The sequence below is a fragment of the Pedobacter psychrodurus genome (genome assembly GCF_032678585.1).
Lineage (GTDB): Bacteria > Bacteroidota > Bacteroidia > Sphingobacteriales > Sphingobacteriaceae > Pedobacter > Pedobacter psychrodurus_A.
Map to the genome: position 1 here is coordinate 61,380 of NZ_JAVTSN010000012.1, position 26,479 is coordinate 87,858.

Here is a 26,479-nt window from a genome sequence, read left to right on the forward strand (position 1 = left end):
CCGTTGATCATATATGAAATACATTAGATTTTATATTCTCATTGTTATTGGATTGTTAGGCTTTAATATAAAAGCACAGCAAACGCCAAATAAATTAGTGGCTTTTCAGGATACGCTGATTAAAATTTCTGCAAATGTGTTAATGGCACAAAGTGATGCTCAAAAATTAGAATTAAACGGCAGGTTTGTTAAAACTTTGGTTGAGGCTTTAAAAACACCAAATTCATTTGCATTCGCTTTTGATTCGCTTAAAAACATCTCTGTAATTCAATCACCAGATCATACTTTTAGGGTTTTGAGCTGGTACCTCCCTTTAGAAGGTGGATCATACCGCTATTATGGCGCCATCCAGATGAATACCAAAAGCGGTCCGTTGAAACTTTATCCATTAATTGATCAGACTGAAAACCTAAGCGATCCCAATATCATTACTAATAATCAGAAATGGTTCGGTGCCAGGTATTACGAAATCCTGCCTGTAACCAGCGGTAACCGCATGCCCTATTATGTGCTTTTGGGCTGGAAGGGCAATACACAGCTGACAAATAAAAAGGTAATTGAAATACTTTCCTTTAACAAGGATAATCTCAGTTTTGGCGCACCTGTTTTTGATGGAAAAGAACTGAAGGGAAAAAACAGGGTGATATTTGAATATGCAAAATCGAATGCCATGACTTTAAAAACGGACCTAAAAGCAGGTATGATTGTGTTTGATCATCTTGCCTCCTTCGATCCTGAAATAAAAGACAAATTCGAATATTATGGATCAGATGGTACTTTTGACGGTTTCAAAATTATTGGCGGGAGATTAAAACTGCAAGAAGACCTGACACTTAACAACGATCCGAATGCGAGCGACGAACTTTATGCCGACCCAAAGAAAAATGTAAAACCCATCCGAAAGTTCTGATTTTTAACAAAGCTTAACTAAATCATTACCTTACACATGACTTAAAAATTTGTGAGTTTGCCAATCGCTCACTATATTGCGCCCTGCAAACTAGCTTAAACAACACACAAATTCTGAATTCATAAACTAAAACCAACAAATGTTTTATGCAAACATCTAATGAAACCATTAGTATTGACCATGATAAGGAACTAGACCTCCATTTAAACAGTCAAGGCGTTTCCCCCGAAAAATTATTTAGCCATCCGGTTGGCCTTTTTGTACTCTTTTTTACCGAGATGTGGGAAAGATTTAGTTATTATGGAATGCGGGCCATTTTGGTTTTATTCCTGATTAGCGATTTAAGCAAAAACGGTTGGGGCTGGCCACGGCCAGAAGCATTACAGCTTTACGCATTTTACACAGGTTTAGTATACTTTACACCAATACTTGGTGGTTTAATTGCCGATAGATTTACAGGATATAGAAAAGCTGTGATCATCGGCGCTTTTATTATGACCCTCGGCCATGCAGCTATGGCGATGGAAGGCATTAGTACCAACTTTTTTTATGCCGGTTTATTGCTATTAATTATTGGTAACGGATTTTTCAAACCAAATATTTCATCCATTGTAGGTAAACTTTATCCACCTATCAGCGATAAAAAAGATAGTGCTTATGCAATCTTTTACATGGGTATTAACTCTGGTGCTTTTATCGGTATGTTAATGTGTGGTTATATCGGCGAAAAAGTAGGCTGGCATTATGGTTTCGGTTTAGCTGGGGTGTTTATGCTTTTTGGTATGTTGCAGTTCTATTTTGCACAGAACATCTTTGGCGTAATTGGCTCAGCTGTTGATAAAACCAAAGCTGTAGAAAAAGCAGATCCTACGGTTGAAGTAATCCCTAAAAAAGTGAGAAGTCAACGTTTATGGGTAATTGCCATCCTGTCTATCTTTACTATTTTCTTCTGGATGGTATTCGAACAAGCTGGTGGTTCGATGACCATTTTTGCAAAAGATTATACTTTACGAAACTTAACAGGCGGAGCAGCTACAACCTTTAAATGGGTTGATGCCATTCTTACCATATTCCCATTGGTGGCAGTAACTGTTGTACTGATCTCTTTAGCACGTAAAATCTTTAAAAAATACCCGGCAACCATTTTATTTACTTTATTAAGTTTTGTCATTATCTGGGTATTGGCCATCTGGAAAGTGAACAGAGAAATGGGGTCGGTAAGTACCGAAGTTCCAGCTTCATGGTTTAGTGTATTAAACTCTTTCTTTATCGTATCCTTAGCCCCCATTGTTTCTAAAATATGGGAAACCAAATTCAACCCAAGCGGACCTGTAAAATTCGGTTTTGGTTTAATTTTCGTAGGTATCGGTTTCGCTGGTTTAGCTTATGGCGGATCTGCGATTCCCCGAGGTGCTACTTCGGCAGAAGTAAGTTTGTTCTGGTTAGTTTTCGCCTATTTCTTCCACACTGTTGGCGAATTATGCATCTCTCCTGTTGGTTTATCTTATGTGAGTAAGCTTGCACCTTCAAATTTAGTAGGTTTAATGTTCGGTGTGTTTTTCACTTGTACGGCCATTGGAAATTACCTTGCAGGTGCTACAGGATCTTTGATTGATAAAATCAGCTCTGATTACTCGATCTCTACATTCTTTTTAATATTTACCATTATACCAATTGTTGCAGGTTTGATTATGTTTGCCATCAGCCCTATTCTGCGCAAATGGATGCACGGTGTTCACTAATATAAAATATACTTTTACCAAAAAGCCCGACCTCGATCGGGCTTTTAATTTTTAAACCTTTTCAATGGAAAAAACAGTTTCAATAGAAGATATTCAAAACTTTGAGGGTAAATATCCAAAACAGCTCTGGCACCTATCGTTGGTAGAAATGTGGGAGCGTTTCTGCTTTTATGGCATGCGCGGGGTATTGGCTTTCTTCATGGTTGAACAATTGGGTCTGAGCGATCAAAAATCGAACTTGCAATATGGTGCGATACAGGCTTTTGTGTACGCCTTTACCTTTATTGGAGGTATTTTTGCCGATAAAATTTTAGGATTCAGAAAATCGCTGTTTTGGGGCGGATCATTAATGATTATCGGCAACCTGATTCTGGCTTTCTCTCCACACGACCTATTTTATGTAGGCATTACCTTATCTATTATCGGAACAGGCTTTTTTAAACCCAATGTTTCATCAATGGTGGGTGAACTGTACCACGAAAAAGACAATAGAAGAGATGCGGGTTACGGACTTTTTTATGCCGGAATTAACGTAGGAGGATTATTGGGTGGTGCGATGTGTATTTACTTAGGTAAATATTATAACTGGCATTTGTGTTTCTTATCGGCCGCATTGGTGATGATGTTCGGTTTAGGTACATTTATTTTTACCAAAAAACACTTAGGCCCCATTGGTAATTCACCTTTATTGCATCTTAAAAAATCAAAACAACAGTTATCCGAGATAGCCGTTTATGCAGGCTCTATCCTGTGTATCCCGTTGATTTACATCATGGTAAAAAACACTGCTTTTACCGATTATTTTATGTACACCATTGGTGTTGTGGCCCTGGTTTATTTCCTTTACGAAACGTTTAAAATAAAAGATAAAAAAGCACAATATAAACTGTTGGCGGCATTCGTATTTATCTTCTGTTATTTCATTTTCATGGCCATCTCCGAACAAAGCGGCGGTTCGCTATCGCTATTTGCGAAAGATAACCTGGATCATAAAATCTTGTTCTTCAATATCGACCCCAATGTGGTGAACAATAGCGTGAACTCATTCTTTGTGATTGTTTTTAGTCCGATTGTAGGTATTTTATGGCTCGGATTATACAAGCGTAAAATTGAGCCCAATACCGTTGTAAAATTCGGGATCGGTTTCCTTTTACTGGCTATAAGTTTTTATGTTTTTTACGCGACAAGGTTCTTTGCCAATGTACAAGGTATTACTTCGTTAAATGTGTTTACACTTGCTTATTTATTACTGACTTTGGGCGAACTTTGCTTAGGGCCTATCGGGATGTCGATTATTACGAAACTTTCGCCAAAGAAAATGTTTGGTATGATGATGGGACTTTGGTTTTTATCAAGTGCTTTTGGTCAGTTGGCTGCCGGAAAATTAGGTGCAGAAATGTCGAGTATTGATCACGCTTCCTTGCCTACAAAGTTAATGGCTTATACCGAGGGTTATAAATCTTTGGCCTTGTATTCTTTGATTGCAGGTTTGGCGCTGATTATCTTTTCGCAACCGGTGAAAAGGTTGATGCAAGAAGTGAGGTAAATAAAAAAAGTCTTCGACTACGCTCAGACTGACAATCACTTTAGAAGAATTGAGCACATGCAAGAAGATTTGGAAATGGCGGGACAGTCGTTCCTGGAGGCCTGCAGTCCCGCTCTTCGTTAGAAGTCCTCACCCTCATGCTTCGGTCTGCGGGCTTCACACTACGATCGGGTTTAGAAACGATGGTTTATACCTCGAAAAAAATAAACATAAAAGCTAGTCGGGATTCCAATCCCGCCTTGAGAACTTCGGATTTGTAATCCTTCCAATAATAAAATAAAACCAGACTACAAATCTGGAGCACAACGGTCCGGATTACAAATCCGGACCAACATTTACCAACATGGACCAACATGGACCAACATGGTGATCGAATTCATGAAAAAATATGATGTTTCGATATTTAATATTTACTTTCGCAGTTTAAAAGCATTTGTAGTGCATAATATAAACACTGGAAGCTTACCTAATTAAAAAACCACAACAAACGTGTCAGATAGTTTAGTCATCATACCCACCTACAACGAGAAGGAAAACATCGAAAAGATCATTAGAAAGGTTTTTTCTTTAACACAACCTTTTCATGTTTTAATTATAGATGATGGCTCTCCAGACGGAACTGCTGAAATTGTAAAATCGTTACAGGCGGAGTACGAAGGACATTTATTTATTGAAGAACGTGCTGGCAAACAAGGCTTGGGCACCGCTTATATCTATGGTTTTAACTGGGCTTTACAAAGAGATTATGCCTACATTTTCGAAATGGATGCCGATTTCTCGCATAATCCTGAAGATTTGTCGCGCTTGCGGGAAGCCTGTGTAAATGGTGCAGATGTTGCCATAGGATCCAGATATGTTAAGGGTGTAAATGTGGTAAACTGGCCAATGGGCAGGGTTTTAATGTCGTACTTTGCTTCGATGTACGTCCGTCTGATTACCAGAATAAACATTCAGGATGCTACTGCAGGTTTTAAATGTTACCGCAGAATTGTATTGGAAACTATACCACTTAATAAAATTAAGTTCGTGGGTTATGCCTTTCAGATCGAAATGAAATTTACCGCCATTAAATTCGGTTTTAAAGTAGTAGAAGTGCCCATCATCTTTACCGACCGTACCGAAGGAACATCAAAAATGAGTACCCGCATCTTTAGGGAAGCTTTTTTAGGTGTTATCCAGATGAAGGTTTGGAGTTGGTTTAGAAATTATAGTCGGGAGTCTTAAGTTTGGAGCTGGGAGCCTGGAGTTTAGAGTTCCTAAATGCCGAATAATTTAAATTTGGGACTGGAAAACAGGAGTTGGGAGTTCTAAGTACCTAGCTGTTTGCTCTTTGCGAGACTCCGGACTAAAAACTCCAAACTCACAACTTACTTTCCCTGATCATCGTTCCAAAATCCTGCCCCTTATCCATCGCTTTAACCGTCATGACGATTCTTTTGGTTCGGGTGGATTCTGTTTTAGCCTGGTTAATCCAGTTGATATAATAGTTTTGATGTGATTTAGGCTGTTTTAAAAAGTTTTGTATCAAATGCTCTTCTTCCGACAAACAGATTTCGAGATCTTCGGGCATTTCAATTTTAAAGCCCTTATCTTCTTCTAAATAGAGTTCAACATTGGCTCCGGCCTCTTTCCTGACTTCAGCGTCAGGTGACGCAAGCGCAATTTGACGCTCTGAGAATCGTGTAGATGCTTGTTTTTAAAAATCATGATACTTTTATCCAATTCAAAAAGCTTCAAGTTCAAATTGGGTGACGCATTGCTGAAGTCAGGAGGAGTTGGGAGTTCTAAGTACCTAGCTGTTTGCTCTTTGCGAGACTCCGGACTAAAAACTCCAAACTCACAACTTACTTTCCCTGATCATCGTTCCAAAATCCTGCCCCTTATCCATCGCTTTAACCGTCATGACGATTCTTTTGGTTCGGGTGGATTCTGTTTTAGCCTGGTTAATCCAGTTGATATAATAGTTTTGATGTGATTTAGGCTGTTTTAAAAAGTTTTGTATCAAATGCTCTTCTTCCGACAAACAGATTTCGAGATCTTCGGGCATTTCAATTTTAAAGCCCTTATCTTCTTCTAAATAGAGTTCAACATTGGCTCCGGCCTCTTTCCTTAATTTTTTGCGGATTTCGCCTTTTAGCGCAATGATAAAATCGCCCTCTCCCATTGGCATGGTTGCCATCCCGCTAACTTCCAATTGATCGATCCTTCCTTTTACCCTGAAACTTTTTTTACAACCGGGCTTAATTTCATTGGCCAGAGCTTCCGGAATAAACACATAACTCCAGCCAGTTTTTTCGCCCATGGTTTCGAAACGCTCTATTTCTGCTTTAATGTGGATCATGGTTTAAATATAAAAATTATGTTTTATTGATAATAAAAAAGATTGATCAGCAATAGATGCAAACGTTTTTGCAACCATATAAGGCATTTAAGAAACATATAAGTTATAAATTGCTACGAAAAAACATTCGAGTCCGCTCAGGATGAGCGCCCTAATAGAACGGCTATCAGCTGAAGCAATGCGGAATGGAGAAATCGATATCTTAGATTTCACCACTTCGGTCGAAAGGATGAATACTCACGATTAGCTACATTTTCAACTAATCAGGTTATACCAAATATTATTCGGCTCAAAAAAAAGCCGAATCATGAGCCGATTAGCCAAATTAATCGGCTCATAGCTTAAATTACTACTAATTAAAACAATAAAAGCTGCTCTTCTTTTAGAGGATTGCCCACTAGTTTAAACTCGTTAACTACCACAAACTGCTTTTTAACTTCATCAAGTTTACGAATAGCAATCGTATCACAATTAAATGTGATATTGATATTGCCATACAAATTTTCTACTTGATCAATTTGAGCCACACGCAATTCACGCCCAATTGAAATATGTGCATGACTAACGTTTATTGTATTTTTAGACCTAAGCCTCTTCCGAAATGTTTTTAAAAGATCGTTCAGGTATAATTTGCACGAATCATTAGGAAGTAGTACAATTGCCTGGCTAAATTTTGATAAACTTAAAGAATCAAACGTTACTTCCTGTGGGCTTTGTGAACGACAAATTTTCTCGATACATCTTTTGTAAAAAGCCAACTCATATTGATCTGCTAAAAACTCAATGATTGTAACATGTGCAGCTGAATTTCTACTCGCATACCAGCCAATTTTAGACCAGAGTAGATCTTTTAAAACTTTAACCTCGTCAATTGTTTCAGTTTGAGGGTAAACAACTATTGAATACCTCTCTTTTTTTAATTTTAAATCCATATCAATTTATTTTATTTAATCAATCGCCACCGGGTTCATTCGGATATCCAATTTGGCAAACTTTAAAACCTCGATGCTCTGAAAGCCAAAATCTTCGACTACTTTGCCCAAAATGAGGTAACAGCCTTTTCCCTTAAAAGGGTACATGGGTGTGGTATTGGGGAAATGGGTCGTATCAAAAAAGTCGCCGTTGGCATCTAAAAAAGTTCCGAACCACATTTTGGTGTTCTTAATGGTATGTACTGTTTTTTCGCATACGTAATTGCCCACCATTCTTACCGTTTTACCCAAATGTTGGTGCATATCGGCGGCCATGGTATCGCCACGGTAAGGTGTTTTTAGAAAATCGAACATATCGTAATGAAGTGGATAACCCAACAATTCCAATTCGGTATAAGCATTTTCCAGTTCCGAATCGGCCAGTTCGGGGAGCTGGTAAGTTTTATAGCTCAACTTAAAAAGTTCGGCATGGTTTACTTTTTTCTGCTTAAAACCAAGGTAATTGTGCACATCCCAAAGCAGGGTTTTCCGATCTTTCCCGGTAAAACGCAAGGCGCCCAAACGGATTAAAATAATGGCCTGCTCAAGCGAAATGCAGGTGCGTTTTACAAAATCTTCGAGATCGCGGTACAAACCATTTTCCTTTCGTTCCTGTGGAATAAGTTGAATGTATTTTCCTTCCAAACCCTGAATGCCGATAAAACCCAGATAAGCATCCTCGCCCTTTATATTCACCACCTCATCGCTACGGTTAACACAGGGCAACTGCACCTCCGCCCCCGTTTGCTGCAGTTCGTGCACATACACCCACCTGCTGTAAAAGCCGCCATAATTATTCAGCACGGCTACCATAAACTCCATGGGGTAATAGGTTTTGAGATACAAACTCTGATAACTTTCTACCGCAAAAGAAGCCGAATGGGCTTTAGAAAAGCTATAACCCGCGAAAGAGGAGATCTGTCGCCATACTTCTGCAATGAGTTCTTCGGAATGGCCTTCCTTTCGGGCCGAAACAAAAAACTTGTTCACCAGCTCGTCGAAAGCGAGTTTAGAACGGTATTTACCACTCATGGCTTTACGGAGGATATCGGCATCGGCCAGGTCCAAACCCGCAAAATAATGGCATACTTTTATCACATCTTCCTGATACACCATTACGCCATAGGTTTCGCTAAGCCGTTCCTTCATCACATCACAGAGATATACCACCTTATCGGGTGCATGGTAACGTTCGATATATGATTTCATCATGCCCGAACTGGCTACACCCGGGCGGATAATCGAACTGGCGGCCACGAGGGTAAGGTAATTGTCGCATTTTAGTTTTTTGAGCAATTGCCTCATCGCTGGCGATTCGATATAAAAACATCCGATAGGCTGCCCTTCTTTAAGGATGCCGTTTAATTTCTCATCGGTTTTAAAGGTTTTAAAATCATGGATATCGATCTCCACGCCCTTGTTTTTCTTAATGAGCTGTACGGCCTCACGGATATGCCCAATACCGCGCTGACTCAAAATATCGAATTTCTCATAACCAATAGCCTCGGCTTCGTACATATCCCATTGCACTGTTGGGAAGCCTTTAGGCGGCATATCCAATGCCGTATAATAGGTAATCGGTTCTTCAGAAATCAAGATCCCACCGGCATGGATAGAACGCTGGTTGGGCATTCCCTTCATGTATTGGTATACGGCCAATAACTTTTGATAAGTAGTGTTCAGTAAATTTTCGCGCTCTTTAGTCGGGTCGGTAAAACTGTCTATTTCGCCTTTGGGCAAACCTAAAACCTTACCGATTTCCCTGATAATTGCCCGATCTTTAAAGGTGCTCATGGTGCCCAAAAAAGCGACATGCCATTTGGGATAGCGTTCAAAAATATATTGTTGTATGGTTTCTCTTTCATCCCATGCAAAATCGATATCAAAATCCGGCGGACTGGTTCTCTTTTCGTGCAGGAAACGTTCGAAATACAGATCGAGATCGATTGGATCTACATCTGTAATACGCAAACAATAGGCTACAATACTGTTGGCCCCCGAGCCACGGCCCACGTGATAGAAACCACAGGTATTCATGGCAAACCTAATAATATCGAAGGTAATGAGGAAGTAAGCGCAGAAGTTTTTGATTTCGATAATCCGTAACTCCTTTTCCAAACGTTTGAGGGCTTCAGCATTGTGTTCCCCATAGCGATATCTGAGCCCCACTTTTGCTAAGTTACGCAACATCTGTTTATCACCTTCTAATCCGTTTTTAGTATAATGATGTTTGTTTTTTGAAACAGGTTGCTCTTCGAAATAGGCACTTAAATCACAACTGTTTATCATTTTTTGTGTGTTTTGAACGATAAATGGGTACTGTTCAAATTTCTGTGTAAGTGCCTCTTCGGGGATCAAACATTCGTCTGCATCACACTTTTGTTCTTCGGGCACCTTACTTAAAAGCGTATTGAGTTCGATGGCCCTAAAATATTGGTGCAAGCGATGTGTAATCCTATCGCCTACCGTAACGGGATGCCATACCAGCAGCTTTTCTTTGTGTTTTAAAAGCGGATGCTGATATAAAAGGTTGAGTTGTTTGGCCCTGATCCCCACAAATTCATTCGCTTTTAGCGTTTGCTGAAAAGTTTTCTGAAAGGGATAAACGATGTACACATTTTCCATTTCGGGCGGAACCTCAGGCAGTGGGATGTGGTTGATGTTGTGGTGACTCAAAAATTCGTTCAGTTCGCGCATTCCTTCCCTGTTCCTGGCAATGCCCACATATAACAAACGGTTTTCGAGCCTGAATTCGATCCCTGCTATTGGTTTGATCTGATAGGGAATATTGCCCCGGTGTATCTCATCAGCTTCTTTGGCTATGCCCTGTTTATAACACTCGCGGATAAATTCTACGGCGCCAGTCGAATTATTGATATCAGTTAGTACCATCTGATGGATCCCCAGATTCCGCGCGGTAGCAATCAACTGATCGATGCTCAGCGTACCATATTTTAGGCTATATGCAGAATGAACATTTAAAAACATCGCTAATTATAAGATTTGGTTCCCATTGTGCCTTTTTCGCTCATAAAACTTCTGATCTTCGAGCGTTTTCTCACTTCTGGTTGTTCCTTTGGCTCTTCTTCTGAAGTATTTTCGATCAGGACTTTCTTTTTACGGGGATTGTATTTAATTATTTTTCCTTTTTCATCGCGGGGCGGCTGCGTAACAATGCAGGCTTTTACCACTGCTTCAGCGCCATAATTATTGCGCACCTTATCCATGGCCTGGTAAAGACTGTATTCTTCTTCAGCAATATTGTATAAACCGATCTGCTCGTAACCACTTACCAGATGCGACAGCTTTACGCCCACCAGCCGCAACAACATCCGTTTGGCATACACCTTCTCGAACAGGTTATGTGCCTTGCTGATCAAAAAGGAATCGAGCGAGGTATAGGGAATCCGCTCCTGCTGGGTAACGGTTTCGAAATTGGTATAACGCACCGTTACGGTAATGCAGGCGGTTAATTTTTTCTGGTTGCGCAACTGGAAGGTAAGGCCCGTAACCATTCCGGTGATGATGGCTTTTAGTTTGGCCATATCCATCGTATCGCTTTCGAAGGTAGCCTGTGTGCCGATCGATTTTCTTTCGCGGTAAGGCACAACGGGCGAAAGATCGATCCCGTTTGCTTTTTGCCATAAACTTAATCCGTGCTGGCCCAAAATCTTAAACATCAGCTGTTGCGGAATCTGGGTGAGAGTAAGGATTTCGCGAACACCCATTTCGCTCAGTTTTTTATAGGTGGCATGGCCGATACCGGGGATTTTATGAATCGCCAGCGGATCAAGAAAGGGCCGCAGCTCGGGATAGGTAACCTGCAGTTCGCCATCAGGCTTTGATTCGTTTGTAGCAATTTTTGCTACCGTTTTATTGATGGACAAACCAAACGAGATGGGCAGCCTCATTTCTCTGATAATGGTCTGCCTTAGTTCCGACGCAAATTTCATACAGCCAAAAAAACGGTCCATCCCCGTCATGTCGATATAGTGTTCATCAATACTGGCTTTCTCGAAAAGCGGAACTTTATCGGCAATAATCTCGGTGATTTCGTGCGAGGCTTTTGAATATTCTTCCATATCGCCTTTTAAAAATATAGCCTGCGGACAAAGCAGTTTGGCTGTACGCCCCGGCATGGCCGAGTGTACCCCATATTTACGGGCCTCGTAACTGCAGGATGCGACAACCCCCCTGTCGCCACCACCGCCAATAATGACCGGTTTGCCAAGTAAATTGGCATTCTTTCTAATTTCTACCGACACAAAAAATGCATCTTGATCCATATGAATAATCTGCCTTTCTTTTTCCATTTCTATAAAATTGGGATGATTGAAATCAAAAATACTAATATTTTTAGTTTTATAAAAAATTAAACGGTCTTACTTTTGAACAAAATACTAACAATATTAGTTTTTAGGGTTGCTATCAAGAAGGTTTTGCCACACCTACCTGAACGGCTGGGCAGGGAAACACGGAAAGGCAGGGGAATAGATTTTGTACCTTACTTCCCACGTAGATCGCAAAAACATCAGTGTCAGTTGCGAGAGCTTTACAAGACTTTGCGAACCTACCAGTATGGAGTGCGAAGATGCCGGCATCAATTGCGAGACGTTCACTGTGCTTTGCGAGCCTTCCAGTGTCAATTGCGTAAGCTTCAGCATCGATTGCGTAAGTCACAGTATTGATTGTAAAGGTGTCAGTATCTAATTTGGTTAAAATGTTTAATCGTAGCACAGCACCATGCATTGTCGTCCGGAGCGGATTCGAAGGATCGTTTTACCATATAAGACAGATAAGGAACATATAAACTTATATGGCCTTATATTTCTTATATGGTTACGATGAGTGCACACCATTTATCAAAATCGTAATAAATATGTTCGATCCTGATGCCTTTATCAATTACTATACCTTCCAGATACAGGTCATGGTTAGTACACTTGAAGCGGTTAAACCAATGGTCGCCAGATTTTCTACATCAGAGCGGTAACCGGTTTTCGCTGCAGAAACATTGTACTCGGTTTTACATTATTATCACTTTGAGTATTTAAATCAGCTGAATAACAGGTGTTAATTTCCAATAACATTTAACTTTGCCGAATTACTACAGTATATCAATAAACATCAACGAGATGATTAATTTTCAAGAATAATTACGTCTGGTATTAGAGGAGATAACCACTAAATTTTTGAGATAAAACTTTGCCCCATTTATATTGTTATACCAATAAAGAAATTGATTGTATGGGAACTAAAGAGAAAGAAAACGGAGATAAAACAAAAGGTACTTCCAAAGAAAAGGCATCCTTTGATCAGAATGGAAAAGGTGCTTCAGAGAAATATGGCCAAGCAGGCTCAACCCCGAACGAGTCGGGAGAAAGCGGCGCTGGTACCATTAATAAAAACAAGAAAGTTTAATAGAAAAAGATAAAAAGAGTGAAACACTCTTTTTATCTTTCGTAGATACTCATCTTTTCAGCAAGTTCTATAATGCTTTTGATTTTCAATTTTTGAAAAAGCCTCAATTTATAAGTGCTAACAGTACCCATCTGCAGATTCAATTGATTGGAAATTTCCAATACACCGATACCTTTTGTAAGCAATTCCGCAACTTCTAATTCTCTTCCGGAAAGTTTGGTAAAAGGATTATCTGCGTCATTACCCAATATACTGTTAAACATATTCTCTTTAACATTTCTGCTCGAATAACGGCTGCCAGCTAAAATGGTAGTGATGGCGGTTACAATCTCCGACTCTTCTGCATTTTTGGTTAAATATCCAGATGCACCCGATTTCAGATAAGGAACTGCATAAATATTCTCATTCAAAGAAGAAAACACAAGAATTTTTGCATTAGGCTGAACCAATTTAAGCTGATCGATTACCTTAAGGTTATTACCTCCTGGTAAATTCACATCAATGATGATTAAGCTCGGCGACTTTTCAGTTTCCACAAGCGCCTGCTCTAAAGTTGTGGCATGAATGATTTCGACACCAGGCCAAAAATCTGATATTAAACCTTTTAAGCCACGACGGATGATTTCATGATCATCAGCTATGAGCACACTAAAGGTACTTACGGCATTTTTTGTTTTCATTATTTTAAGGATATGGTGCAAGTTAATAAAATTTACTTTTTTTACATGCTATTGTAGTTAATTTTTTGTTCAATCATGTAATAATTATTATACACATCTCTACAATTTTGTTAAAAACTTATGAAATTTGTTCATCTTAGGTCTGGTTTAATCCCTAAATAATCAACTTAAACCTTGTTTTACTTCACGCGTCAACTTTAATTAACCGTCTAATGAAACCATTAGCTTAGCGAATAAAATCTCCATGCTCCGAAAACATGTATGGCTGCAACGGCATTGTTTTTAGGCCTAAAACCCCATTTATATAGTTTTTATCATACAACCACCTGCTCTGATTGATCATAAAATAAATACATATGAATATGATAATACTTGTAAACACATTACATTTAAATCCCTTCACCAAGTCTTAAAAGGTTTTAACATCATGAAGATATTCACCTAAAATTATTCGTTTACGCAACGTTTAATGTTAAGAATTTTTATTGATAAAAATCAACAATTATTTTAAAAAATGTACAGCTTGTAATACATTTTGATTTTGACATTAAAGATTCGGAAAAAAATCAAAGTTGAACAGCCTAAATCTAAGATGAAAGTTTGTAAACTTAAAGTGGTATAAACCAAAAAAACACAAGCTTAAACAACTACACTGTTTACAAATTTAGTATAGGATACAGTATAGATCAGGTTATAACGAGCTCATGGTTGGTACGGAGTTGATTCGGGGTTGGCTCGAACTTGAGACACAGTTGTGACAATCGTGCCCAAACAAAATCCCTACTAGATGCGTCAATTGTACATCTTAATAACCAGTCTTACGACAGACATCGCCATAAGACTAATCATTAACCATTTTTTTATTCATGATCATTACCCAATAATGAAACAGCATGAAATTAAATTCTTAATGACTATAAAGAAAATATTTGGGCACCAGACAATTTGTCTTTTTTGGTGATTACGGGCTTGTTTGTTGGTTAGGAAATCATTAAATGAATAACTAAAATTTAAATCTTAGCCCTGATCCTGCTCAGTGTTTCCAACCGGATGGCTAAAAATGAGGCAATATGTTTTAAAGAAACCCTGTTAATTAGGCCCGGAAAGGAAACTAAAAACCGTTTATATCTTTTTTCGGCCGATGAAATTCTGCATAAATAAGCCCGTTCTTCTGCCGAACGGTAATACAATTCCATCATCTTTCTACCTACAATGTTGGCTTCGGCGAAATTTTCATACAAATATTCAGACAGCACATGTGGGATGGCAATCAGATCAACATCTTCCAATGCCTGCAGATATTCGTCCGAGTCTCCTTCTATCCATAAATTGCGTATCGTACCCACCACCTCATTTTCTTTCGCAATCCAGGTCGTAATCTCATTCGTACCATCTTTAATAAAACCCCGAACCACTCCTTTCACAATTAAAAAAAGGAATTTATTACGGTCTACCGGTGATACTAAATACTTATTTTTCTTATAACTAACGGGAAATGTATGCTGATTAATGCGTTTTTCGATTTCACCATTGAGGGGATGAAATTTCTTAAAAACCGAGACTAGAGGAGAAAAATTATTATATTTTTTCCATCTATCTTCATCAGATAAGTTGACTGCGAGCATAGGGACAACAATTGGGACAGACAAAACCTGCTAATTCGAGCAGGATTACTGTGTAAGTATAAGAAGATAGAATTGAAAAAAGAATTTTTTTTGACTTTTCTCCATTTTATAAATGCTTAGAGTATTTTTTCTACCCCTAATCCGAACAATGCGAAATCATATTTTACAGGATCCATCGCATCAAACTGTTTCAAATTTTCAGTTAATTCAACCGCAGTTAACCAATCAGTTTGCTTCCTATTGATCAAACCCAACAAGCGTCCTACCCGGTCAACATGCACATCGCAGGGACAGATCAGGTCTTTTGATTTAAGCGTATTCCAAATTCCAAAATCGACGCCTTTACCATCTGTTCTCACCATCCACCTTAAAAACATATTTAAACGCTTACAGGTCGATTTTTGCTTTGGCGAAGAAATATGCTTCTTGGTGCGATGCGGAAAATCTTCCAACGAGCAGAAATATTGCCTGAAATGGTTCAATGCCTGTTCGATCGAAAAATTTAATGCACCCGACAAACAAACTTCCGATGCATATACGATCTCCCCCGCCCTTTGCGAAACTTCTAAATATTCTGACCGGAAAATATCATTTGGTGGAATAAAGGCTTGCTCCAGACTATCAAAATCCTGATAATGCTGTTTAAAGAATGAAATAAAATAGAGTAAATCGGTATCGTTAAAGGTACGGTGTTTAAAATTCAGCAAACGTTTTAAATCCTCATCGGTGTGGTTTAAAACAAAATCGTAGGGCGCATTATCCATCCGGTTAAGCAGTTCCTTACATTTATTGATGATTGTTTTCCGTTGGCCCCAGGCTAAAACCGCAGCAAAAAAACCTGCAATTTCGATATCCTGTTTTTTTTCAAAAAGATGGGGAATACAAACCGGATCGTTTGTTATAAAATCTGGTTGGTTGTATTGTTCAACTTTACTATCAAGAAAATTCTTTAACTCCAGAAATTGCATCCTTAGCTTTGTTTTAGACGTAAATAGTCTTTGTATTTCCTGGCTGTCATTCTGAATGCAATGAAGAATCTGTTGCCTATGAAACACTAATTATAAGCATAACTAAAAAAGATTCTTCATTGCATCCGATAGTTATCGGATCAGAATGACAATGGAATTTTATTGCCCCTTATGCTAACGCATTTGCCAGATCTTCCAAAAGATCATCGATATCCTCTACCCCTACGCTTAAACGCAACAGGTTATCGGTTACGCCCACTTTTTCTCTTTCCTCTTTCGGGATTGAGCCATGTGTCATCGTAGCAGGATGATTAATTAAAGATTCTACCCCACCCAAAGATTCGGCCAGTGTAAACACTTTAAAATTAGAAGAAATCCTAAAGGTTTCCTGCAAATCGGCACCTTTTAAAGTAATCGAAATCATGCCTCCAAAACCACGCATCTGCTTTTTGGCAACATCATGGTTAGGGTGATCTTCAAAACCCGGCCAATAGATTTTATCAACTTTTGGATGCGTTTTTAAATAATGTGCAATACGTTCGCCATTTTCGCAATGCGCTTTCATTCTTAAGTGAAGTGTTTTAATCCCCCTTAAAACCAAAAAAGCATCTTGTGGACCTGGTGTTGCGCCACAAGCATTATAAATAAACCAGAGGTCTTTGTACAGTTGCTCATCGTTTGTAACCAAAGCACCCATTACCACATCAGAGTGACCTCCGATATACTTCGTTACCGAATGCATTACAATATCAGCGCCCAAATCGATCGGGTTTTGCAGATATGGCGATGCAAAAGTATTGTCAACAGTAAGGATTAAATTTTTCTCTTTGGTAATTTTTGCCACGCCCTCAATATCGATAATCTGCATCGTTGGATTGGTTGGCGTTTCGATCCAAACCAGTTTCGTTTTATCGTTAATGTAAGGCAACATATTTTCTGGCTTGGAAAGATCCAGAAAATGGAATTTGATTCCGTATTTGGTATAAATTTTAGTAAAAATCCTGTAAGATCCGCCATAAAGATCGTTTCCGGTGATGACTTCATCGCCTGGTTGCAGTAATTTTAATACGGCATCGGTTGCCCCCATACCACTCGAAAAAGCTAAACCATATTTTGCATTTTCCAGGGCAGCCAAACAATCTTCCAAAGCTTTACGCGTTGGGTTTGTTCCCCTCGAGTATTCGTAGCCCTTATTGTCGCCAGGAGATTTTTGCCAATAGGTAGAGGTTTGGTAAATCGGTGTCATTACAGCACCTGTTGTTGGATCAGGTTCTTGACCTGCATGTATAGCTTTAGTTGCGAATTTCATTTTCTTATTGGGATTTGAGACATGATATTTGAGACATGAGACGAGATCCAAATCTCAAATCTAATGTCTCAAATCTCATACCTAATTAATACATTAAAATCGTTAGCCAAAAAAACAGGCCTTCTGGCTAACAATGCTAAACTTATTCTTGAATCGGTTTCAGGGAGACTCTCGCCTCCAAACTCACGACTACAACTTATGTAGGTCGTCTGCAAGGAGACTCAGGACTCCGAATTCATGACTCAGAACTAATTTAATACGCTCTTGCGAACAATACCCTTTGGATAGAAGGTTTTCCTGTATAAACACAAACGCCATCTTCCAGTTTATTATCTAAAGGAATACAACGGATGGTTGCTTTTGTTTCTTCTTTTATCTTTTGCTCTGTTTCTGGTGTTCCATCCCAGTGTGCAGAAATAAAACCAGCTTTGGTATCCAACAATTGTTTAAATTCTTCGTAGCTATTGGCTTCAGTGATGTGTTCGTCGCGGTAAGCCAACGCTTTATTGAACATACTCTGCTGAATATCTTCCAACAATTTTACAATGTAAATATCCAGGCCTTCCTGAGGAACAGTCTGTTTCAATTTAGTATCCCTACGGGCAATTTCAACAGTTTTGTTTTCCAAATCACGGCCACCGATAGCGATACGGATCGGCACACCTTTTAATTCGTAATCGGCAAACTTAAATCCCGGACGTTGTGTATCTCTATCATCAAATTTAACAGAAACTCCCAAACCTTTTAAACGCATGGTTAATTCGTTTACATAGCTTGAAATTTTTGCTAAATCTTCATCACCTTTATAAATCGGTACAATTACCACTTGTATAGGTGCCAATTTCGGTGGAATAATCAAACCGGAATCATCACTATGCGCCATGATTAAAGCACCCATTAAACGGGTAGAAACACCCCATGATGAAGCCCAAACGTGATCTAACTTGCCATCTTTACCTGTAAATTTAACATCAAAGGCTTTGGCAAAGTTTTGGCCTAAAAAGTGCGAGGTGCCTGCTTGTAAAGCTTTACCATCTTGCATCAATGCTTCGATGCAGTAAGTATCTAAAGCACCAGCAAATCTTTCGTTAGCCGTTTTACGTCCTCTGATTACCGGAACTGCTAACCAGTTTTCGGCAAAATCGGCATAAATATGTAACATACGTTCGGTTTCTTCAATCGCTTCTTGAGACGTAGCGTGTGCAGTATGCCCCTCTTGCCATAAAAATTCGGCGGTACGTAAAAACAACCTGGTGCGCATTTCCCATCTCACCACATTAGCCCATTGGTTGATTAGGATTGGCAAATCGCGGTACGATTGAATCCAGCCTCTGTATGTATTCCAGATAATGGTTTCAGAAGTAGGGCGAACGATTAATTCCTCTTCTAATTTCGCTGTTTCATCCACTACAATATTTCCGTTACCGTCATTTTTTAAACGGTAATGTGTCACAACTGCACATTCTGTCGCAAAACCCTCAACGTGAGAAGCTTCCTTAGAGAAAAATGACTTTGGGATGAATAATGGAAAATAGGCATTTTGGTGACCTGTATCCTTAAACATCTTATCTAAAACAGCTTGCATCTTTTCCCAAATGGCATAGCCATTGGGCTTGATAACCATGCAACCACGCACAGCAGAGTGTTCTGCTAAATCTGCTTTTAATACAATATCATTATACCACTGGGAATAATCTGCTTCTCTACTTGTAATTTCTTTGCTCATGTTATGTATTTGGAACGTAATTTGTGTGTTAAAAAGTGTAAAATTCGATGGCAAATTTATAAATTTATGCCTACAAACAATTAACAAATAAAATCAATTATTTTGCGCCGTATTTTTGACTAAATAAATAGTTAATAATTTTTACTTTTGAAACTTGTTTATTAAATTACGTGAACACACACAACTAAATATAAACACAATGAAACCAATTAAATTTTTACCCATTGTTATGATTGCCGCCGCTGGGTTGGTGGCATCATGCGCTACATCAAAATTGGCTCAAACTAAGCCTGCTGATGATGTATATAACTCAGTAGCGAAGGCTAGAGAAGTGGAAGTGGTACTTCCTTCGCAAAACCAACAGGGCCAGCAATATCAGGCTCAGGGCCAACAGCAAGAATACGATGAATATTACGGAACAAGCAATCCATATTATGATATGGATTATTCTTCGAGGATAAACCGTTTTTATAATGGCTATAGTTTCCAGGGTTATTATGATCCTTATTTCGATAATTATTATTATGGCAGCAGCTACGGACCGTCTAACTATTTAGGTTATGGTTTAGGTTGGAACAGTGGTTACGGCTTAGGTGGCTGGGGCGGCGGTTTCGGTTACGGAAGCATCTGGAGTAACCCGTTCTATTATGGTAACTTCGGTTATGGATGGAATAATCCTTACGGATGGAACTCTGGGGGGCCTAATTCTTATTACGACCGTTACGGTTGGGGCGGTGGATATGGCGGAGGCTGGGGTGTTGGCGGCGGATACTACGGCGGTGGTGGCGTATATACCAATAGAGGTAATTACAGACCAAGACCAGGTAGTGATGACAGAGGTACACCAAGATACGGCAACGGTAATGGTGGCAATGTAGGCAGACCAAGCAGATCAGGCGTAGTCAATCAAAACGGTGTATCATATGCACCTAATAATAACGCTGGCCGACCTTCAAGAACACAAGCAGGAGGTTATGCCCAAGGTCAAAATAACCAAAGTGGCAGACCAACAAGAAATGACGGTTATGCTCCTCAAGGTACACAAAGCAGCAGACCTACCAGAAACGAGAACTATACCCCACAACAACCTGCAAGAACTGAAAGCAGACCTACTTATTCACCTCCTCCATCAAATGGCGGTGGCGGCGGTGGTTCTACTGGCGGCGGAGGCGGCGGTGGTGGTTCAAGACCATCTAGAGCTGGAAGAGGTTAATTATAAAATCTAAACACACAAATGAAAAAAATCATCCTGGCTTCTCTAGTAGCTACAGTAGCTGCTATGGGAACAACATATGCCCAAAGTTATGCACCAGATGCATTCCGCTTCTCGCAAACCAATTACGGCAGCTCTTCACGATTTAAAGGAATGGGCGGTGCGCAGATCGGTGTTGGTGGCGATATCGGTTCAATTAATGCAAACCCTGCCGGATTGGGTTTATTTACCAAATCAGAGTTCAGCATTACGCCCGAATTTAATTCAGTTTCCAACGGAAGTTCATATTTAGGCAATAATATCAAAGCTGATAAAAGCCAGATCAACCTGAACAATATCGGTGTGGTATTTTATAGTCCTGCTGCAAAAATGAAAGGTTCTGACGTGGATAAGGGATTGGTAAGTACGGTATTTGGTTTAAGTTATACCCGCAACAACGACTTCCTCAATAACATCAGTTATAATGGTATAAATAACAACAGCTCAATCCGGGATTCGTATGCGGAGCAAGCCAATAGTTTTGGAATAAGCAATAGCATTGCCGGTGATGCCTATTATAGTAATCTTATCAATAAGAACACACCAACGTTTCCTAATCAATATTCTGCTGAGCCTTATAATAATGCTAATTTCAAACAAACTTGGGATGAATCACGTTTAGGTTCTACTTCTGAGTTTAACGTAGCGGGTGCGCTTAACTTCGGAAACAAGGTGTATATTGGTGCAACAGCAAGTTTTGTTAATGTAAAATATACCAGCGATGCTACTTTTACTGAGTCGGGCATTCTTAACTCGTATAATGACGGTGCGGTTTTACCTGAATTACCTAGTTATAATGGAAATGAAAATTATAACCTTACCCACTTCAGAAATCAGGAAACCAAAGGCGGTGGTTTTAATTTAAAATTGGGAGCTATTTTCAGACCAGTGAATGAATTAAGGATTGGTTTAAATTTCCAAACACCAACCTGGATGAATATCGAAGATAATACCAGCGAAACACTACAGGCAGCCACTGCCGGAAATGCAAATACAGCACCAAGCAAATCAAATAATCCAACTCAATATTATTCATTTACATACAACCTGCGTACCCCTTTAAAAGCTTCAGCAGGTATCAGTTATGTAATTGCTGGTACAGCATTAATATCGGCAGATGTTGATTATATTGACTATTCTTCAATGCGTTTTTCAGATTCTAACGGTTCAGATCTTTCAACAATAAACAGCAACAACGCTTTTATTAAGGCATCATATAAAGAAGCTGTTAACTATAGAGTTGGTGCAGAGATAAAAGTAACTAATGAGTTTAGTTTACGTGCAGGTTATGGCGTAAATGGCAACGGCGTTAAAGGTGGCGACAATAAATTTTACCAGGGTCAATACTACACAGGCGGATTAGGTTACCGCGTAGACAACTACTATTTTGATTTGGCTTACCAAAACTACAAAACAAACTTTAGTTCTAGCCCTTATCTGTTAGATGATTACACCGAACCTATTGCTGATGTAAAAAGCAATAGAAACAATGTATTTCTAACTTTTGGGGTAAGATTTTAAAGAATGATATAAAGACTTAGAGCGGTTCTGATTAATAATTAGAACCGCTTTTTATTTATTCTTCACCGTAATCTCCCTCTCCCCATATACCACTCCCCCATCCGTTACACCCTGCACTATAATTTTAAATTGCCCGGTTAAATCACCGGTATTAAATGTAAGCGGTGTTTCTCCATTAACCAGCACCTGGTAGTTCCAATATACCGTTGCAAAATTGATGGGTTCATTTTTATTGGTAATATCAGCTACATAGAATTCTTTCGGCAGATTGATGCCCTTCAGAATGGTGATATTGGGTTTGGGCTCCTGGTCTGTACATCCCTGGTAAACAATTGAACCACCACCTCTTCCGTTCGCATAACTTTTACCCTTAACCGGCATGGTATTTCCATAATCACCTCCATGATTCGGGCAGTTTAAAATATGATACCGGCAAACATAGTCGCCACACTTATTGGCAAAAGCGTTTTTCGCAAAATCGGTCCTGTCATCTTTGGTTTTATTGATCACCACTTCTTTCAACCTGATGCCGGCAGGTGTGATGATGCTTTGCATGCTTTCATTTAGAACAGCCGCTTTTGTGTTTATGGCTTCGAAATCCTGTAACATCAGGTATTTTTTCAATTCGTCCTGTGGATCATTTATTTTAAGATCGTACTGATCGTATTTAGCCGTAGCCATGCTCAACCAAACGTGCTGTTTTGGTTCCTCGATGATCAGATTAACAAAAGGAACATCAAATTGCCCCACACTATCTGTATTGAAAAATTTAAGGTTTTCTCCAGCGATAGTGCTTAGACCCATAGGAGCCGCCAACAATTTCTTTTTCCTGGTAATGTTCCCTTTATACCCGAAACTCGAAAGCATTTCATTTCCACTAGTATCTTCTACCTCGGTTTCCGGCCACTTATACTTGCTCCAGGTTTTAACCAATAACACATCGTTTAAATAATCCTGATCAACATATTTCAAACCCATCGGTTGGTTTGGGAGTTTGTTTAAATATTGCCCTAAATAAAAGTAATCGATGATATTCTGGTTGTTACTTACCGAGATCCGATTAGACTGCACACAGGCAATAGAAACCATCGCAGGCAATGGCGTTTTATCTTTAAATACATTGAGCTTTAAATTCACCTGATCTCTCGTACTGTATTCGTTTTTATCTGTAACAAGTTCAGCGCGATTGAGCTGATCGTAATGTGCGAAGAAAATCCGTTCAGCAATCGGTTTGTAATGATCATCTAAAACCGTAACAGTATGCAAGCCTATGGGTACAGAATCTAATTTAAACCTGATATTTTGAATTTTATCTGCAGCTAAGGTTAAAGAGGTATGAAGTAAGATATTAGAAAAATTATGCACCAGAACATAAACCTTTGCATCCTGATTGGATTCTAGATGGATCCTAAAATCATTATTGGCCAGTACTGAACCCGTGCTTAAAACCGCTCCGGTTTTTAATATTGCCGGCAATTTATATGCTTCGCCAGCCTGCGCATCAGTCAAAAGCCTTATAATGTAGTTCTTCGATGCTTTTGGACAGATTGAAAATGAACCTATCCCTATAGAACCCGTTTGCATGGTATCAATGGCCAGATCATTTTCGTACAAAACGGCTCTTGCTTTAATTGCAGCACCTTGATCATCTTTTATTTCAAAACCAACTTTAGACAATAAATTATCAACCAGATAGCCACCTTCAGGATAAACCTGAATCTGGTAATTGGAATGGTTGCTTACCGGGAGTTCAAACTTCAGATACCTGATTTCTTTTCCTTTCTTCACCGTAACCCTAAGCAGATTATTTTCTGCCGTGATTTTCTGAGCAGGGTAATGAATCATCAATTCGCCGATTACGCTACTTTTAGCAGTACCAGTTTGCAAAAATTGCTTATCCTTTCCAATCTGATACTTGATCTCAGCCCCCTCAACAAAACGGTTATCGCTTGATAAAACTTTTAATAAGACGGTTCCATTTCTAGTTTGTTCATCAAATGTTTTAAAAATAGAAATACTGGCAGTTAAAGGATTTACAGTGGTAGCCTTAATGGTAATAGGCTGGACAAATTCACCATCAGGCTGATTATTTTTCTTAATGTTAGTATTTGCGACGAAGCGATAAGAACCACTTGGTATGGAATCGGGAAGGGTTAAAGCCCCAAAAGCAAAACCTTTTTCGATTAAAAATTTATCCTGGAGCACCACACTGCCGTCCTGATTATTAATCAGGGTGATGAATAGCGTATGGTATTGATCTAAGTTGGTAATGCTCTTTAGTAAATACCCGGTAAACCAAACCTGATCATTATTGGTATACACATTCTTGTCAAAGTGAACAAATAAACTCGACCCGGCATTTCTTAAAGCATAACGGCTAATATTTGAAGCAATACTATCTAATTTTTTATCCTGCGCTTTTACGTTTACCCAAAAAAGCAATGTACACAGCAACATGATGTAAAATTTTGAAAGCATATTTGGAATGATATGCCTAAAAATCAAAATTTTAATTCAGATTTTCAACTAAATTATTCCGTGCAGGCTACCACCCTTTTGAGCTAAAACATCCAGTCTTTTTTCAATTTCAGGATCTTTAACCAATTCTGGTGCATGGTGGGGCTTTTTCCTTGCATCAATAATCAACGAACCTTTACATCCCCAGTGTTTATTGATTGTAAAATCATTAATACCGTAAATATCTGCTGCCGGATTACTCCTTGTAAAAGCTACCCAAACCAGGTTATCAATGGTTTCAGCTGTAAACGCTGCGTCGTCGGCCAGTATAATTAATGGCAAACCTGATAAATCCTGATCGATTAAAGCCATATTTAATATGGCAATTTCTGCAGCTGTTTTCTCCGGATTCAGATACTTGTTACTTTCCAAAACCAACACACCCGGCATGGCAATTTTGGGTTGGCAAAAGCCATCACTTAATTTCAACCCCTCAGGGATTTTATTCCACAACGTACGTTTTTTGTCTCCAGCTGCGGCAATTACTACCTTCGAACCGCTGTTTAGTCCATCGCCGCTATAATCAAGCGTATCAATAGTGGTGTTGGTATAAAAGTGAACATCTTTTGTTAAATCAACCCGTTCTAAGATATGTTTGATAAAATCTTCAATATGGTGGGTGCTTAAATGCTGATCATCTTCCTTGGCCGCAATAAACAGGTATTTGGCCAAACTCAACTGGTTTTTGCCCAGAATGTGATTGGCAATAGTCAAAATTTCCTGCGGTCTTCTTTCTTTTAAGTAAGGGGTATAACGTTCGCTGCCAATGGCAAAAAGCAAAGGGTGAACGCCAGCAGCATCTACCGCATGAACTTCTTTTAAACCATGTATTTCCTGAGGTATTGCCGAACCTGTAATTTCGTGGATTAAAGCCCCAAAACTGGTATCCTCTTGCGGTGGTCGACCCACAACGGTAAACGACCAGATGGCATCTTTTTTATGGTATACATGATGCACTTTCATTAAAGGAAACGGATGGGTTAAGCTATAATAGCCTAAGTGATCGCCAAAAGGTCCTTCAGGTTTATTTTGGTTTGGATAAACCGTACCTGTGATAATGAAATCAGCATCCGCAGAGATGCAAAAACCTTCCTCATCATAAAAATAACGGAATCTTCTATCGCCCAAAGCACCAGCGAAAGTCATTTCCGACAAACCCTCTGGCAATGGCATTACAGCCGCTAAGGGATGTGAAGGTGGACCACCCACAAAAATGCTTACTTTTAATGGTAAGCCTAAAGCATTGGCTTTCGATTGATGCACGCCTATACCCCTATGGATCTGGTAGTGCAATCCAATCTCTTTATCCTGTACATAGTCGTTCCCGCCCAATTGGATGCGGTACATCCCCAGGTTTGCGTTTAAAACACCAGGTTTGTCTACATCTTCGGTATACACCTGTGGCATGGTTACAAAAGGACCACCGTCCATTGGCCAGTTTACAATCTGCGGCAACTGACTAATACTTGTTTTTAAAAATTTGCTTTTTGCAGAAGGTGTTTTTAGTGGCAAGGCAGATAATGCCGACATTGCTGAACCTGCATAGTTAAATGGATTTTTTAAGGCTTTTATCGGGTCATTTCTTAACGATACCAATTGTTGTACTTTTGGTAACGTATCCCTAAAAATAAATTTCGATCTTTCTAAGGTTCCAAACAAATTTGAAACCGCAGGGAAAGGGCTTCCTTTAACTTTCTCGAATAACAGTGCCGGTCCTTTATTTTCATAAACCCTTAAATGGATGGCTGCCATTTCTAAATAGGGATCTACTTCTTCTTTTATTCTGATTAAATGACCGTGTTTTTCAAGATCTGATACACATTCTGCTAAACTTTTGTATGCCATGCCCAAAGATAAATAATTAGACTTTCTATAAAACAAAAAAGCCTCATATAAGCAGATTTTACAATAAAGCTACTTACATGAGGCCCTTTAACCTGCTCAACAATA

The 26,479-nt window shown here is 39.2% G+C and carries 20 protein-coding genes; 8 read left to right on the plus strand and 12 right to left on the minus strand.

The window, feature by feature from the left end; translation table 11 throughout:
• Positions 1-13 precede the first annotated feature (13 nt).
• From R2S57_RS10005 to R2S57_RS10020, 4 genes are all read left to right on the plus strand, one after another.
• A complete protein-coding gene (locus R2S57_RS10005) occupies positions 14-910 on the plus strand; it encodes a hypothetical protein (protein ID WP_316844906.1) in 897 nt (298 codons plus the stop codon).
• A gap of 146 nt (positions 911-1,056) precedes the next feature.
• Complete coding sequence (locus R2S57_RS10010; RefSeq protein WP_316844907.1) at positions 1,057-2,652, plus strand: peptide MFS transporter; 1,596 nt, start codon at positions 1,057-1,059, stop codon at positions 2,650-2,652.
• A 64-nt stretch (positions 2,653-2,716) separates the two neighbouring features.
• Entirely contained in the window at positions 2,717-4,198 is a 1,482-nt protein-coding gene (locus R2S57_RS10015; RefSeq protein ID WP_316844908.1) for a peptide MFS transporter, read from the plus strand.
• Between the two features lie 489 nt (positions 4,199-4,687).
• On the plus strand, positions 4,688-5,422 hold the full coding sequence (locus R2S57_RS10020) for a polyprenol monophosphomannose synthase (protein WP_316844909.1): 735 nt from the start codon (positions 4,688-4,690) through the stop codon (positions 5,420-5,422).
• A 136-nt stretch (positions 5,423-5,558) separates the two neighbouring features.
• On the opposite strand, the gene R2S57_RS10025 is transcribed toward R2S57_RS10020, so the two are convergent.
• The 5 genes from R2S57_RS10025 to dinB form a co-directional block, all read right to left on the minus strand.
• Positions 5,559-5,768, minus strand: coding sequence for a YdeI/OmpD-associated family protein (locus R2S57_RS10025; RefSeq protein WP_316844910.1), 210 nt, complete (start codon positions 5,766-5,768; stop codon positions 5,559-5,561).
• 267 nt (positions 5,769-6,035) lie between these two features.
• The gene (locus R2S57_RS10030) at positions 6,036-6,539 is read right to left on the minus strand and encodes a YdeI/OmpD-associated family protein (RefSeq protein ID WP_316844911.1); all 504 of its coding nucleotides are present in this window, start codon (positions 6,537-6,539) and stop codon (positions 6,036-6,038) included.
• Positions 6,540-6,895: 356 nt separating this feature from the next.
• Positions 6,896-7,471 carry a 2'-5' RNA ligase family protein gene (locus R2S57_RS10035; RefSeq protein WP_316844912.1) on the minus strand — a complete coding sequence of 192 codons (576 nt, stop codon included), beginning with the start codon at positions 7,469-7,471 and terminating at the stop codon, positions 6,896-6,898.
• A gap of 15 nt (positions 7,472-7,486) precedes the next feature.
• Positions 7,487-10,498: a DNA polymerase III subunit alpha gene (gene dnaE, locus R2S57_RS10040; RefSeq protein WP_316844913.1), complete on the minus strand. Its 3,012-nt coding sequence runs from the start codon at positions 10,496-10,498 to the stop codon at positions 7,487-7,489.
• A 2-nt stretch (positions 10,499-10,500) separates the two neighbouring features.
• Positions 10,501-11,823 carry a DNA polymerase IV gene (dinB, locus tag R2S57_RS10045; protein ID WP_316844914.1) on the minus strand — a complete coding sequence of 441 codons (1,323 nt, stop codon included), beginning with the start codon at positions 11,821-11,823 and terminating at the stop codon, positions 10,501-10,503.
• A gap of 503 nt (positions 11,824-12,326) precedes the next feature.
• Between dinB and R2S57_RS10050 the strand changes: the two genes are divergently transcribed.
• Together R2S57_RS10050 and R2S57_RS10055 are read left to right on the plus strand one after the other, a co-directional pair.
• On the plus strand, positions 12,327-12,503 hold the full coding sequence (locus R2S57_RS10050) for a hypothetical protein (protein WP_316844915.1): 177 nt from the start codon (positions 12,327-12,329) through the stop codon (positions 12,501-12,503).
• A 254-nt stretch (positions 12,504-12,757) separates the two neighbouring features.
• The gene (locus R2S57_RS10055) at positions 12,758-12,931 is read left to right on the plus strand and encodes a hypothetical protein (RefSeq protein ID WP_316844916.1); all 174 of its coding nucleotides are present in this window, start codon (positions 12,758-12,760) and stop codon (positions 12,929-12,931) included.
• Positions 12,932-12,963: 32 nt separating this feature from the next.
• Here R2S57_RS10055 and R2S57_RS10060 read toward each other — a convergent pair whose 3' ends face one another.
• The 5 genes from R2S57_RS10060 to proS form a co-directional block, all read right to left on the minus strand.
• The gene (locus tag R2S57_RS10060; RefSeq protein ID WP_316844917.1) at positions 12,964-13,611 is read right to left on the minus strand and encodes a response regulator transcription factor; all 648 of its coding nucleotides are present in this window, start codon (positions 13,609-13,611) and stop codon (positions 12,964-12,966) included.
• Positions 13,612-14,621: 1,010 nt separating this feature from the next.
• Complete coding sequence (locus tag R2S57_RS10065; protein ID WP_316844918.1) at positions 14,622-15,236, minus strand: Crp/Fnr family transcriptional regulator; 615 nt, start codon at positions 15,234-15,236, stop codon at positions 14,622-14,624.
• 116 nt (positions 15,237-15,352) lie between these two features.
• Entirely contained in the window at positions 15,353-16,204 is an 852-nt protein-coding gene (locus R2S57_RS10070) for a TIGR02757 family protein (RefSeq protein WP_316844919.1), read from the minus strand.
• 169 nt (positions 16,205-16,373) lie between these two features.
• The gene (locus tag R2S57_RS10075; protein WP_316844920.1) at positions 16,374-17,564 is read right to left on the minus strand and encodes a cystathionine gamma-synthase; all 1,191 of its coding nucleotides are present in this window, start codon (positions 17,562-17,564) and stop codon (positions 16,374-16,376) included.
• A gap of 202 nt (positions 17,565-17,766) precedes the next feature.
• The gene (gene proS, locus R2S57_RS10080) at positions 17,767-19,239 is read right to left on the minus strand and encodes a proline--tRNA ligase (protein ID WP_316844921.1); all 1,473 of its coding nucleotides are present in this window, start codon (positions 19,237-19,239) and stop codon (positions 17,767-17,769) included.
• Between the two features lie 199 nt (positions 19,240-19,438).
• On the opposite strand from proS, the gene R2S57_RS10085 reads away from it, so the two are divergent.
• Positions 19,439-20,452 carry a hypothetical protein gene (locus tag R2S57_RS10085; RefSeq protein ID WP_316844922.1) on the plus strand — a complete coding sequence of 338 codons (1,014 nt, stop codon included), beginning with the start codon at positions 19,439-19,441 and terminating at the stop codon, positions 20,450-20,452.
• A gap of 21 nt (positions 20,453-20,473) precedes the next feature.
• A complete protein-coding gene (locus R2S57_RS10090) occupies positions 20,474-22,012 on the plus strand; it encodes a hypothetical protein (RefSeq protein ID WP_316844923.1) in 1,539 nt (512 codons plus the stop codon).
• Positions 22,013-22,063: 51 nt separating this feature from the next.
• Here the strand turns inward: R2S57_RS10090 and R2S57_RS10095 are convergent, their stop codons facing one another.
• Together R2S57_RS10095 and R2S57_RS10100 are read right to left on the minus strand one after the other, a co-directional pair.
• Positions 22,064-24,490 (minus strand): hypothetical protein, encoded by a 2,427-nt coding sequence (locus R2S57_RS10095; protein ID WP_316844924.1) that lies wholly within the window; start codon positions 24,488-24,490, stop codon positions 22,064-22,066.
• Between the two features lie 48 nt (positions 24,491-24,538).
• Positions 24,539-26,374 (minus strand): UbiD family decarboxylase, encoded by a 1,836-nt coding sequence (locus R2S57_RS10100; RefSeq protein ID WP_316844925.1) that lies wholly within the window; start codon positions 26,372-26,374, stop codon positions 24,539-24,541.
• Positions 26,375-26,479: the final 105 nt, after the last annotated feature.